The following is a 12,399-nucleotide window of genomic DNA, read 5'->3' on the forward strand; positions in this document are numbered from 1 at the left end:
GTAAAATATTCATAATCACTAAAAAACTTACCTGCAATAAAAAATATACGGTTTGGAAGGTGAAGAGTTATAAGGCATCACCCCGGAAATATCCAGAAGTCAGATTTGAATGCTGAAACCTTTGGATATTTTCCTCAGCTTGCGCCCTGAATTATAATTGTAAATATCAGGATCTCTCTGAAATGAACTTTCAATATTTTGAAGGTATATCTACAGATGTAACTTGTTTACAAGTTATAGGTGGATAAATTTTAGGGAACACCCATTGACTAAAAACAAATATTTTATTTCTATAATTAGCGCAGATCAATTGACATCAAGCTAGGGTTAAGCTCCTATCATGAAATGGTAAATCATAATCTTTCTATAAAATATCAGGCGGATATTGATGGGCTTTGCAGGTGAATTTTAAGATGTGACGCCCTTAGCTAAATAAATTATTTACAACAATATTAAACTAAAATGCCAATTAAAAATATTCTGAAATATTTTCAAAATCCTATTGTCCATATGAATCCATCATTAGACGTTTATTACACTTGAAAACTTGCAGTATTATAATTTGCATACCTATGCTCAAGTTTTTGAAAGCAAATTATAGTGGTAAAGGAGTTGCATCAGCTATAGCGGCATCTAATGCCAGTAGATATAGCCTGAATGCAGTCGACAATAAAGTAATCGTAATTATCGATGTGAATGCCCTAAAACTTGAACCGCTACCAAAGTATAATTCGCTAACAAAATAAATTATAATGATTAAAGAACGAATAATAAAAGGCCTTTGCACTATAGGATTTATGCTCGCTGTGATTAGCTTGAAGGCACAGAACAAAATTACCGCTTTCTCTTTAGAGAACAGAAACGCGAAGCAATATGAAAAAGCAGAGTGGAGAATTGATGTTACTGCTGATTTTGATAATCCTTACCTTCAGGAGGACATCTCGATGGATATGGAATTGAAATCTCCTTCAGGAAAGCAATTGGTCCTGCCATGTTACTATGAATCTGGAACTAATAAAAAATCGACCTGGAAAGCAAGATTTATGGCGCAGGAAAAAGGAAAGTATACATATACGTTTCATTTGAAAAAGAACGAAAAGCTTGCTTTCTCCACGGCTACTAAAACTTTCAATATTACAGGTTCCAAAAACAAATGAATTTTGCATGCTGGAAGCAACTGGGCATTTCGATTTGATAATGGTGATCCTTTCCGTGGTATCGGTGAAAATATTTGCTGGGAATCAAGAGATGATGATGATTCTAAATTCTTCAAGGCACTCCATGAGAATCCTAAGTACAATTATGAATATATGTTGCCGGCACTCTCCAGGCATGGTGGTAATTATTTTCGGACTTGGATATGTTCCTGGAATTTACCACTGGACTGGAAGAGCGGTATTAATAATAAACGCTACACCAATTCTTCAGCTTATTTCAATCCCAGTGCGATCGCAAAAATGGATAGGCTGGTTAACCTTTCAGATTCGCTGGGTTTATACATAATGCTCACCTTGGGTCCAGGTTCTTATAATGCAAAGAATGGTCGCTATCAGGTTTCCACCGCTGAGTTTTTTAAGGATCCAAAAGCTAAAAAGCAGTACTATAACCGCCTGCGTTTTATTGTTGCCCGTTGGGGATATAGCGCTGCAATTGGTGCATGGGAATTTTTTAATGAAATTGACAATGTTCAATTCCGTGATAAGAACAATCCCATACCAGCTGAAGATATTGTGCAATGGCACAAAGAAATGGCCGAATACCTGAAAAAAATTGATCCTTTTAATCATTTGGTCACCACCAGTATATCCCATAGGGATCTAAAAGGTTTAAACAGTATCAGTGATATTGATTTCAATCAAAAGCATATCTATAAAAACAACAGGGCACTCCCAACGACAATTGTGAATTATACCCATGAATTCAGTAAACCATATGTGATCGGTGAGTATGGTTATGAATATGACTGGTCGAAAAACTTCGATCTTTTTGCCCAGGAGATGGACAGTGACTTCAAAAGGGGACTTTGGTATGGTTTGTTTTCTCCAACGCCTATCTTGCCACTGTCCTGGTGGTGGGAATATTTCGACAACCGGGGGACTGATACTTACATTCGTAAGGTGAGGACCATACAAGACAGGATGATGATGGCTGGGAAAGGTAATTTTGATACTTTTTCTGTTTCGCTATCTAATTTAGACATGGAGCTATATAGCGTTAAATGCGGAAATGAGTATTATATCTATCTGTATAACCCTAAAAAAGAAAAGCTCACAACCGAGATCACTTTACTTTTAGAATCGGCAGTTTATTCTGCAGAAAGGTATGATTGTGAAAGTGGGATATCTTCTGTATTAAATGATATTGCATCTATTGCTGATAAGGGTCAGATTGCTACAGTGATGTTAAATCCCGGTACCGATGCTGTTTATATTTTAAAGAAGAAATAAATTATGAAAATACTCAAATACGCACTTTGCCTTATTGTAAACCTCAGTTTGATCGGGCAGGTTAAGTCCCAGAAAACGGCAGTGATTCCGAAACTGAAAAAAACAATCGCACCAACCAGGTTCAAAAGCCTGAATTATCTGTATGCCATTTCAGGAAAGTATACCATTGCCGGCATCCATAACCGGGAGCCGAATGCTGAACCCGCGAAATGGACTGATCAGATAAATGTCACGACCGGAAGATACCCGGGATTATGGAGCGGCGATTTCCTTTTTCAGCAGGAAAATATTTCCAACCGACAGACGATGATTAACGAAGCAGCCAAACAGTGGAGCAAAGGTTCAGTCATTAATGTCATGTGGCATGCCTGTAATCCTGCACTGGAGCAACCTTGTGGTTGGGACAAGAAAGGTGTACTTAGTAAATTAACAGATCAACAATGGACGGAACTGCTTACCGAAGGAACCGTTATCAATTTACGCTGGAAAGCAATGATGGATGAAATTGCAGTTTATCTGCAACAATTGAAGGAGAAAGATGTTGAGGTACTTTTCCGTCCGTTGCATGAGATGAATCAGGGCGTTTTCTGGTGGGGTGGCAGGCCGGGAGCATCAGGTACGCGAAAATTGTACCAGCTCACGCACGACTATTTATCCAAGAACAAGAAACTGACAAACCTGATCTGGGTATGGGATATCCAGGATTTTAAATCTTTGGCTAAAGATGCAGTCGATTATAATCCAGGCCCCGAATATTGGGATATTGCGGCGCTGGATATCTATGATGATAAAAGTGGGTTTAGTCAGGATAAGTATGATATCATGGTGAAAGCGGGAGGGAACAAGCCAATTGCTATCGGTGAATGTCAAAAATTGCCGAGTGCCGGGCAGCTCAAAACACAGCCAAAATGGACTTTTTTTATGGGGTGGTCGGAATTGGTCTTTGAGCATAACACGAATGCAGAAATCAATAATTTAATAAATGCTGAAAATGTCATCACCCTTGATGAGATGAAAGGCTGGTAAACCGAAAGATGAAAAGATATTTGTTCATGCTGATATTGTTGGCTGGATTCCAGTCATACGCACAGAAGCCTCAAAATACTTATAGCGTACAGGGCTGGTGGGGGCCAGCTTCACCACCTTACTCACCAGTGGTTGCAAATGATAAAAGTATAACTTTCCGTCTCAAGGCACCGAAGGCGTCAAAGGTAAACCTGGTTTTCGGGGAATGGGCAGTGAAGCCTGCTGCAATGACTAAAGATACTGCCGGTAATTGGGAAATTAAACTTCCTGCTCAACAGCCAGGTGTATATTCCTATCAGTTCTGGGTTGATGGCATCACTATTTTGGATCCCAAAAATCCGGTGGTAAAATCAGGTACAGAACTTTATGGCAGTATTGTTGAAGTTCCAGGGGTTGTTCCAAGGTTTGATGAGGTTCAGCAGGTTGCTCATGGCATTTTGCAAAACATTAAATATCATTCATCTTCACTTCAGAAATTAAGGGGAATGACGGTTTTTCTACCAGAAGAATATCAGCAAAATCAACACCAGAAATTTCCCGTGTTATATTTAAGGCATGGAGGCGGGGATAATGAAACAAGCTGGACGCAGGCCGCAGGCAAAGCAGATGTCATCCTGGAAAATCTAATCGCTGAAAAAAAAGCTAAACCAATCATTATTGTCATGACCAATGGCCTTATAGATGGAAGTTGGGGGGTGGAAGTTCAAAAGATGGCGTTGCGCAACTGGAAAAAGAATTGTTGGCTGATGTTATACCTTATATGGAGAAAAATTTCAGGGTTATGGCGGATAGAAAGTCAAGGGCCATTGCTGGCCTTTCCATGGGCGGGGGGCAGGCTTACATTATAGGGCTGAAAAATCTGGATAAGTTTTCTTACATAGGCGAGTTCAGTGCAGGGCTGCTGAGTGATGCTGCCTTTGACATAAATGAAAGAGTGCCATCAGTATTCTCGAATCCAAAAGAAGTTAATCAAAATATCAAATTATTGTGGATCGCCTGTGGCAAAGACGATCCAAGATATCAGGGGCATCTGGCGCTGGATTATACCCTAAAAGAAAAAGGCATAATTCATGAGTTTCATGATAGCCAGGGCGGTCATGAATGGCGTTTCTGGCGTGAACAACTTCATGGCTTTATGCAAAGGATATTTTAAATAAATACACGCTTTCCACCATAGTTTTCCCTGAATTCCTTTGGGGTACAACCTTTTTTGGTTTTAAAAGTCCTGTTAAAATTGGCCATATTGTTAAAACCACATTTATAGGCAATCTCCGCTACAGATTGGGTGGTGTCAATAAGCATTCTGCTGATATGACCCAATCTGATTTCACTAAGGCTGTCAACAAAGGTATAGCCTGTCCTTTTTTTAATAAACCGGCTGAACGAAGCCTCTGGCATGTTAGCAATTTTGGCCACGTCTGATAAGGTAAGCAACTTATCAAAATTATTGTTCATATACTCAAATACCTTTTCGATGCGCCTGCTATTGTAATTGAAATCCTCGTTTGTAAAGGTAGAATCGGAGAGCATTCTATTGTCCTTAGAAACAGAAAGGTCATGCAAGATCGATAACAGTTCAAGCATAGAATGAAAGCCATTCTTGTTACTTAAATTAAGAAGTCTTGGTGCAATTTTACTGATGGTATCACCGGAAAACAACACCCCTCTTTTAGATTGTTCAAACATATTCCTGATAAAAGAAAGTTGGTTGCGTTTCAGGAGTTTTTCATCTAGCAGATCCTTGTGGAACTGAATCGTTACCTCTTTAATTTCAGCACTCCGGCACTTATGTGTAAACCATCCGTGGGATAAGTTGGATCCCACCAGAACTAAATCCATATCATTAATTTCGCCGATATGGTCACCGACAATACGTTCTGCGCCTGGCGCATTGAGCACAAGGTTGAGCTCCATATCATCATGGTTATGTAGCGGAAAATCGAATTCGGTTTTAGTACGTGAAAAAATTGTAAAACAGTCGCTTTGTGTCAAAGGCGTGATTTCCCTTATCATATTATTTAAAGTGTCATATTTGGTATAATGCTAAATTAAGCAAAATCTCATCATCATAAAATATCTATGTTAAGAAAATGGAGGAAGATTGGTAAATAAATACCAATGTAAATTGGACTTATAGTGCAGTTTAGATGATAATCATTGCAATAATCGGATTTTAGGCGGTTATTTAATGTTAAATAAATATTTGATTTTGATAAAAATGTATTGATGCTGCTATGTAGCTATTTAATGTTTATATGTTAAAAAAGTATTAACAAATTATTACTCGAAAATTTATTTTTGTTTAAAATATAATTTTAATGGACCATACGCTATTGCATTTATCTCAAGAATTCAAAACTGAACTTGATAATATACTAAATTACTGGAAGACCAATATTATAGACCTAAATTTTGGTGGGTTCGTTGGTCAGATAGCCGAAGGTGAGTTAATAAATCCTGGTGCTGAAAAGGGATCGGTTTTGAATGCAAGAATCTTGTGGAGCTTTTCCGCTGCATACAATTTCAATGGCGATTTGCAGGTTTTATCTTTAGCCCAATATGGCTTCCAGTATATCAAAGAACACTTCATTGATACAAAATATGGAGGCGCTTACTGGTCGCTTGACCATACAGGAATGCCTCAGGATCGAAAAAAACAGATTTATGCCATCGCTTTTACCATTTACGGCCTTTCTGAATATTATGTGGCAACAGGAGATAATGAGGCATTGGATCTGGCAATAGCATTATTTCGAGATATCGAACTGCATAGTTTCGATCTGGTAGATGGCGGTTATTTTGAGGCTTTTGCAGAAAATTGGGATCAAGTTCCGGATTTAAGGTTAAGTCAGAAAGATGCCAACGAAAAGAAAACAATGAACACGCATCTCCATATTTTGGAGGCCTATACCACGCTTTACAAAATATGGCCTGACGAACATTTAAAAAATCAGATCATTGGTCTGTTAGGTGTTTTTAGTAAACACATTATAAATACAGACGGACACTTGGACCTGTTTTTTGATGAGAAATGGAACAGGAAATCCAGTGAAATTTCTTATGGTCACGATATTGAAGCATCATGGCTACTGCTTGAGGCGGCCGAAATGATTGAACATCAGGAGCTCATTTCACATTTTAGAAGCATGGCCATTAAAATTGCAGAAGCATCTGCAGATGGTATGGATGAGGAGGCCATGATCTATGAATATTCTCCGGTGGATAATCACAGGAATGATGATAAGCACTGGTGGGTACAGGCGGAGGCCATGGTTGGTTTCTTAAATGCATTCGAATTATCCAAGAATCAAGTTTTTTTTGAACTTTTTGATAAATTATGGAATTATACAAAAAAGCAGATAGTCGACCATCAAAATGGTGAGTGGTTTTGGGGGAGAAAGGCGGATGGTTCCTTAATGGCAAAACAGGATAAGGCAGGTTTATGGAAATGTCCCTATCACAACAGCAGGGCCTGTATGGAAATCATCTCAAGATTGAGGCGTTTGGAAATTGATTAAATATTAGCTTATTAATCATGACGGCTTTAGATCTATTGACGGGTGATATTCTTTAGATCCAAAAGATTATAAAATGTTAAAATCCTATTAAAGTAATGGAGGCTTACACCTAATTTTGTATAAACCAAGTATAAGTTTATGCCACGATACCCCCGTTCAAATTATCCGTTCAATAATGCATTCCTGTTAATTTTCTTTTTAAATGCATTTCCTTTTCTGCTCCTGGCACAACTTAAGGTGGAGAGTTGGGAGACCAGCAATGATAAAACGATGCTTTTATCAAAAAAGAATATTGTCAGCTCAGCAAATGATGCAGCAGAAGTCATTGCCATCAACGCATCAAAAAAATATCAATCTGTTGATGGGTTTGGTTTTGCGCTGACTGGTGGAAGCGCTCAGCACATCATCCGGATGTCTGCACAGGAAAGAAAAAAGCTTCTGAATGAGCTTTTTGGAAATGGGCCTGGCCAGGTGGGGATCAGTTATATTCGCGTGAGTATAGGAGCATCTGATCTGAATGAATATGTATTTTCTTATGATGACCTGAAAGCAGGGGAAACTGATCCAGAGTTAAAGCATTTTTCCTTATCGCAGGATGAAAAAGATGTGGTGCCTGTATTAAAGGAAATTTTAGCGATATCCCCGAATATAAAGGTTATGGGTTCTCCATGGTCCGCTCCGGTATGGATGAAATCAAACCAGAATGTTCAGGGTGGGAGATTAAAGGATGAATATTATAGTGCTTATGCGGACTACTTTGTAAAATATATAGAGGCCATGAAAAAGCACGGGATTGTTATTGATGCATTGACTGTTCAAAATGAACCTTTTAATGATGGCAATACACCCAGCATGCAGTTTCTGGCCAAAGAAGAGCTGCGTTTCATCCGCGATCATCTGGGCCCAAATTTTAAACGCAAAAATATAAAAACTAAAATCGTTCTTTACGACCACAATTGCGATGCTCCGGAATATCCCATTTCAATATTGGCAGATCAGAAAGCAGCAGCTTATATTGATGGTTCAGGATTTCATTTATATGCCGGTCAGACGGCTGCTATGAGCAAGGTTCATGATGCTTTCCCCGGGAAAAACCTTTATTTTACTGAAATGATGGCAGTAAGCAAGGATGGTGGATTTAATACCGCCTATCCTGTAGGAAGGATATTAATAGGTGCCTTACGGAACTGGAGTAAGAATGTGATTTTGTGGAATCTCGCGGCAGATCCAGGCTATAACCCTCATACAGACAATGGAGGCTGTTCTATATGCCAGGGAGCAGTGACCATAGATGGGGACTATGTCGTACGGAACCTTGCCTTTTATGTTATTGCGCATGCATCTAAATTTGTCCCTGTCGGATCGTATAGAATTGAAAGCAGCCTTACCACAAAGGTGAGTAATGTAGCCTTTTTAACTCCGGAGGGAAAACGTGTGCTTATCATTTCTAATAATTCAGCTGAGCCCCAATTGGTAAAAGTCGTTGAGGGCGATCAGTCTTTCTCTTACACTATAAATAGAGGGTCATCGCTTACCCATATCTGGTCATTATGATAGAAATGAAAAAATATCCAATTCTGTTGCTTTTCTTATTTTCTTCAAGCTTTTCATTCGCTCAGAATGGTATTTTAAAGAACAATGGATCATTGGTCACGCTTAAGGAAGGTAAAATCAGGGGAACTGTTCTCTCCAGTAATGTGGTGGCATTTAAAGGTATTCCTTATGCGGAACCTCCGGTGGGTGAACGCAGATGGCGATCTCCTATGCCCAAAAAGAAATGGAGTGGTATTAAAAATGCTTCGGCTTTTGGTTCACGATCGCCTCAGCGCAATACTTATGATGACATGGTTTTCAGGAGTGCTGAAGAAAGTGAAGATTGTCTATATCTTAATATCTGGAAACCCCAGACAAAGGATGGTAAGTCTTCGCCGGTGGTGGTCTACATTCATGGAGGAGGTTTTTCCAGTGGGGATGGATCAGAACCAAGGTATGACGGAGAAAATATGGCCCGCAAAGGGGTGATTTTTATCACTATAAACTATCGGCTCAGCGTTTTTGGATTTTTAGCACATCCTGATCTTTCCAAAGAAAGTAAAAAGGGGAGTTCTGGCAACTATGGATTGCAGGATCAGAATGAAGCGTTGCGTTGGATCAAGCGTAATATTTCAGCATTCGGAGGAAATCCAGATCAGATCACCATTGCCGGGGAATCAGCGGGTTCTATGTCAGTTTCTGCTCAGCTATGTTCACCGCTTTCAAAAGGATTGTTTCAAGGTGCGATCGGCCAAAGCGGTTCAATACTTGGGTTCGAACCTCCTGTGAGCCTGGCAAATGCGGAAAAAATAGGTGCCGAATTCGTAAAAGCCTGCGGAGCAAACAGCATCTCTGACTTACGTAATATCCCAATCCAGGAGGTATTAAAACGGTCAAAAGATTACTGGTTCCCCTTAACAGTAGACGGTTATTTTTTTGTAGAACAACCACTAACTACCTATACCTATGGTCGTCAAATGGATGTGCCGCTCCTGGCAGGATGGAATACTGCAGAGCGAAGTATGAATTCTATTCTGTCTAATCAGAAACCTACTGTCGAAAATTATAAAGCCGGAGTGGATAGGGTCTTTGCTTTAAAGAGCAAAGAAATATTTGCTCTGTATTATGCGAACACAAATGAGCAGGTACCACAGTTGGCGACTGATCTCGCCAGCGATCGCTTTATATCCTATTCTACCTGGAAATGGATTGATGTACACAGCAAAACAAACGGACATCCTGTTTATCGGTATTTGTTCTCTAGAAAACGTCCTGCTTTTATCGGACAAGGATCTTATAATGCAGATATCTTGGGCGCAGTACATGCTTCGGATATAGAGTACGCTCTAGGAAATCTAAGCCTAAACAAAAATTATAAATGGGAACGTGAAGATTTTGAAACTTCAAAGTTCTTTCAGTCTTACCTAGTTAACTTTATCAAAACGGGCAATCCCAACGGAGACGATCTTCCCAGGTGGTTTGGCCTTCAAAGCACTATTCCCAAAGTCATGATTATTGATGGGCAAAGTAAATCTTTATCTGAAAAAAATGGTAAAAGATATATGCAACTGGATGGAATACTGAATCCTTAGTTTACCTTTTTTATTGTGTAATAGACTGCATGGATAAGCCGATGCCAACCGACCCCTTCTTACCAAAAATTTTTTTTCACAATTTTGTTTATTAATGAGCTCACATATAATATAGATTAGCAAGGAGGATTCAATATATCGGTTTGTCCACTATAGGGATAAACTAATATACTTTGACCCCGTCTCAACCGACAATAAATTTGTCGTAAAGTTTCGCTTGGCTGCATTTCTGTGAATTGGCGGATGGGGGTCAATGAAATGTTTTGTGCATTTTAGCGCCCATTCCTGCAATTAATTACGCGAACTAAGAATGTAAATCATTTGTTTATTGTGTAGAACAAACTTATCAATAATTTTGTCGCCAACTGTAATTGAGTTTAACTTTCTTACTGGAGTTTTGTGAGTTATTTTGATTATGATAGATAGAACTTTTGAGGCTTAAAATACTATGGAAATTATCCCTTGGATTTTTAATCTTATTGTTTGTATTGAGTTGGGGGATGTCTGACACATAAATGATTTTAACACATTTCAGTTGTTGTATTTTTCTAATTCTAGGTCTGCAAAAGCTTTTTTTTGCTGCATTTTTGCAAAATGTCTATCCCTTTTAAAATTTTAGCCACGCTAGTCGTGTTGGCTTGCTGTGCAATTAATTGTTTTGGTCAATACGGTTGTCGGGTTGATCGTGATGGTTCTGCTGGCAGATTTACTGTTTCCAAAATTTATGTCAATCAACAAACAGGGGCAAATACAAATCCAGTTCGATTTTATTCCAATAACGCACCTTATGATATTAGTTGCCCCCCAGGAGCATCATCAAGCACGATATATGCATCCAATATTTCAGAATATGTACCTTATACGCAATGCTTTGTTGAGTATATGGGTTCAGGAAATACGACGCAGCCATTTAATTACTATCAGAACGGAAGATTGGTTAATTTTCGAATAGCAAATTGTCCTATTGATGACTACATTCCAATGATGTTAGTTGGACTTGCGGGAGTGGGGGTGGTTGCTGTAAGACGAACGCAATTGTCTTAATCACTCCCCGAAATACCATTGCACCGCGCCGGTACTTGCGAGTAGAAGAATTCCCCAGACCGCAACTTTAAGGGTTGCATCTTGCCATTCTTCTGGCGTTTCATAGTGCCTTACAACCCTTCCAACTCCAATCTGTTTATGGAATAGACAGAATACAAGGATAACCCAAAGGGTTGATATCATAGATACAAGATAGGAAAAATTTGTCGCAAAATAAAAGTTCTCGATTGGTGGTCGGGCTGGATAAACCGGATTAGATTGACCCCGTCTTATCAGGGATAAATTTGCTGTAAAGTTTTATTTGTCTGCGTTTTAATGAATTGGCGAAAGGGTCAATGAAATGTTTTGTGCATTTTAGCGCCCATTCCTGCAATTAATTACGCGAACTAAGAATGTAAATCATTTGTTTATTGTGTAGAACAAACTTTCGTATCCGTCAATAATTTTGTCGCCAACTGTAATTGAGTTTAACTTTCTTACTGGAGTTTCGTGAGTTATTTTGATCATAGGTATAGACGTTAATTACCCATTCTAAACCAGAATAACTTCTTATTGTTTTTGAAAATAATTAAAAAAACACACAAGTTGTAAGTTATTTTGAATGATTAATCATACATACTTTAAGAAAAGTGTTGATTTTTTTTATATTGTGATACTCAGGCACCCAATAATAAAATTGACACAGTTCAGTTGTGTGTCTTAAGAGCCACCATGTTGGGTAAGCTGGGTTAAGCAAAGGGAATGTAATTCGATTTGGCTAGCTTAGCCCTTTAAACTTTAATTAAATTTCAAACCACATGGCTTCTGGGTTATTAATATTCATTACGCTAGGTTTTTTCATCAATCTCAGTAAGGTAGACATCATCATCATTAATAGATATTCCTTGTCTGGTACCAAATAGACTATTTTCTCATTCTTTTCGATACCGTTCTTCTCTTTCCACTGACCAACTAGCTTTTTATTCGGAATCTCTTTGCCGCATTTTATTTTTTAGTAATTACTTTTCTAAACTTTCAAGACTGTTGTTTTCTTGAGTATTACTTCTAAGTTCATCGCCAATTTTCTTAGGAAAATTTAGCAGCGGAAGGTTAATTGCAGGTAATTCAGACGAAGCAGTTACTGCTGAAATATATGACCTGACATATGGAAAACTAAAAAGCAATGCAGTTACAGGTAATATTATAAGCCTCATTTGAGTCATTAATATCAAAATTGATAGTTAGTAAGAAAGTATTTGT

At 38.5% G+C, this 12,399-nt stretch carries 12 protein-coding genes; 10 read left to right on the plus strand and 2 right to left on the minus strand.

Annotation, left to right across the window (positions count from 1 at the left end; all coding sequences use genetic code 11):
- Nucleotides 1-572 precede the first annotated feature (572 nt).
- The 6 genes from ASE92_RS21140 to ASE92_RS21600 are packed head-to-tail and all read left to right on the plus strand — an operon-like array spanning nucleotide 573 to nucleotide 4,626.
- A complete protein-coding gene (locus tag ASE92_RS21140) occupies nucleotides 573-746 on the plus strand; it encodes a hypothetical protein (RefSeq protein WP_157255693.1) in 174 nt (57 codons plus the stop codon).
- Nucleotides 747-752: 6 nt separating this feature from the next.
- The gene (locus tag ASE92_RS08930) at nucleotides 753-1,157 is read left to right on the plus strand and encodes a DUF5060 domain-containing protein (RefSeq protein ID WP_082454989.1); all 405 of its coding nucleotides are present in this window, start codon (nucleotides 753-755) and stop codon (nucleotides 1,155-1,157) included.
- A gap of 3 nt (nucleotides 1,158-1,160) precedes the next feature.
- Nucleotides 1,161-2,447: a cellulase family glycosylhydrolase gene (locus ASE92_RS08935; RefSeq protein ID WP_056849757.1), complete on the plus strand. Its 1,287-nt coding sequence runs from the start codon at nucleotides 1,161-1,163 to the stop codon at nucleotides 2,445-2,447.
- A gap of 3 nt (nucleotides 2,448-2,450) precedes the next feature.
- Nucleotides 2,451-3,473 (plus strand): glycoside hydrolase family 26 protein, encoded by a 1,023-nt coding sequence (locus ASE92_RS08940; RefSeq protein ID WP_082454990.1) that lies wholly within the window; start codon nucleotides 2,451-2,453, stop codon nucleotides 3,471-3,473.
- Nucleotides 3,474-3,481: 8 nt separating this feature from the next.
- Nucleotides 3,482-4,321, plus strand: coding sequence for an esterase (locus ASE92_RS08945; RefSeq protein WP_200926378.1), 840 nt, complete (start codon nucleotides 3,482-3,484; stop codon nucleotides 4,319-4,321).
- Nucleotides 4,234-4,626, plus strand: a complete 393-nt coding sequence (locus tag ASE92_RS21600) for an alpha/beta hydrolase (RefSeq protein WP_369817404.1) — start codon at nucleotides 4,234-4,236, stop codon at nucleotides 4,624-4,626. The genes ASE92_RS08945 and ASE92_RS21600 overlap by 88 nt, the downstream gene beginning before the upstream one ends.
- On the opposite strand, the gene ASE92_RS08950 is transcribed toward ASE92_RS21600, so the two are convergent.
- A complete protein-coding gene (locus ASE92_RS08950) occupies nucleotides 4,623-5,387 on the minus strand; it encodes an AraC family transcriptional regulator (protein WP_235527325.1) in 765 nt (254 codons plus the stop codon). The two genes, ASE92_RS21600 and ASE92_RS08950, sit on opposite strands and share 4 nt — an antisense overlap.
- 404 nt (nucleotides 5,388-5,791) lie before the next feature.
- On the opposite strand from ASE92_RS08950, the gene ASE92_RS08955 reads away from it, so the two are divergent.
- From ASE92_RS08955 to ASE92_RS08970, 4 genes are all read left to right on the plus strand, one after another.
- Nucleotides 5,792-6,991 carry an AGE family epimerase/isomerase gene (locus ASE92_RS08955; protein WP_056849759.1) on the plus strand — a complete coding sequence of 400 codons (1,200 nt, stop codon included), beginning with the start codon at nucleotides 5,792-5,794 and terminating at the stop codon, nucleotides 6,989-6,991.
- Between the two features lie 138 nt (nucleotides 6,992-7,129).
- The gene (locus ASE92_RS08960; RefSeq protein WP_082454991.1) at nucleotides 7,130-8,545 is read left to right on the plus strand and encodes a glycoside hydrolase family 30 beta sandwich domain-containing protein; all 1,416 of its coding nucleotides are present in this window, start codon (nucleotides 7,130-7,132) and stop codon (nucleotides 8,543-8,545) included.
- Nucleotides 8,542-10,116, plus strand: a complete 1,575-nt coding sequence (locus ASE92_RS08965) for a carboxylesterase/lipase family protein (RefSeq protein WP_056849760.1) — start codon at nucleotides 8,542-8,544, stop codon at nucleotides 10,114-10,116. The genes ASE92_RS08960 and ASE92_RS08965 overlap by 4 nt, the downstream gene beginning before the upstream one ends.
- A gap of 594 nt (nucleotides 10,117-10,710) precedes the next feature.
- Entirely contained in the window at nucleotides 10,711-11,160 is a 450-nt protein-coding gene (locus tag ASE92_RS08970; RefSeq protein WP_056849761.1) for a hypothetical protein, read from the plus strand.
- 998 nt (nucleotides 11,161-12,158) lie between these two features.
- Here the strand turns inward: ASE92_RS08970 and ASE92_RS08980 are convergent.
- On the minus strand, nucleotides 12,159-12,353 hold the full coding sequence (locus ASE92_RS08980; protein ID WP_157255694.1) for a hypothetical protein: 195 nt from the start codon (nucleotides 12,351-12,353) through the stop codon (nucleotides 12,159-12,161).
- Between the last annotated feature and the right edge of the window lie 46 nt (nucleotides 12,354-12,399).

The organism is Pedobacter sp. Leaf41 (genome assembly GCF_001422545.1).
In the GTDB taxonomy this organism is placed as follows: domain Bacteria; phylum Bacteroidota; class Bacteroidia; order Sphingobacteriales; family Sphingobacteriaceae; genus Pedobacter.

Bases quoted from the DNA above. Each gene is read 5' to 3' on its own strand.
- ASE92_RS21140 (WP_157255693.1), top strand. From the start codon at position 573: ATGCTCAAGTTTTTGAAAGCAAATTATAGTGGTAAAGGAGTTGCATCA.
- ASE92_RS08930 (WP_082454989.1), top strand. From the start codon at position 753: ATGATTAAAGAACGAATAATAAAAGGCCTTTGCACTATAGGATTTATG.
- ASE92_RS08940 (WP_082454990.1), top strand. From the start codon at position 2,451: ATGAAAATACTCAAATACGCACTTTGCCTTATTGTAAACCTCAGTTTG.
- ASE92_RS08945 (WP_200926378.1), top strand. From the start codon at position 3,482: ATGAAAAGATATTTGTTCATGCTGATATTGTTGGCTGGATTCCAGTCA.
- ASE92_RS21600 (WP_369817404.1), top strand. From the start codon at position 4,234: ATGGAGAAAAATTTCAGGGTTATGGCGGATAGAAAGTCAAGGGCCATT.
- ASE92_RS08950 (WP_235527325.1), bottom strand. From the start codon at position 5,387: ATGGAGCTCAACCTTGTGCTCAATGCGCCAGGCGCAGAACGTATTGTC.
- ASE92_RS08955 (WP_056849759.1), top strand. From the start codon at position 5,792: ATGGACCATACGCTATTGCATTTATCTCAAGAATTCAAAACTGAACTT.
- ASE92_RS08960 (WP_082454991.1), top strand. From the start codon at position 7,130: ATGCCACGATACCCCCGTTCAAATTATCCGTTCAATAATGCATTCCTG.
- ASE92_RS08965 (WP_056849760.1), top strand. From the start codon at position 8,542: ATGATAGAAATGAAAAAATATCCAATTCTGTTGCTTTTCTTATTTTCT.
- ASE92_RS08970 (WP_056849761.1), top strand. From the start codon at position 10,711: ATGTCTATCCCTTTTAAAATTTTAGCCACGCTAGTCGTGTTGGCTTGC.
- ASE92_RS08980 (WP_157255694.1), bottom strand. From the start codon at position 12,353: ATGAGGCTTATAATATTACCTGTAACTGCATTGCTTTTTAGTTTTCCA.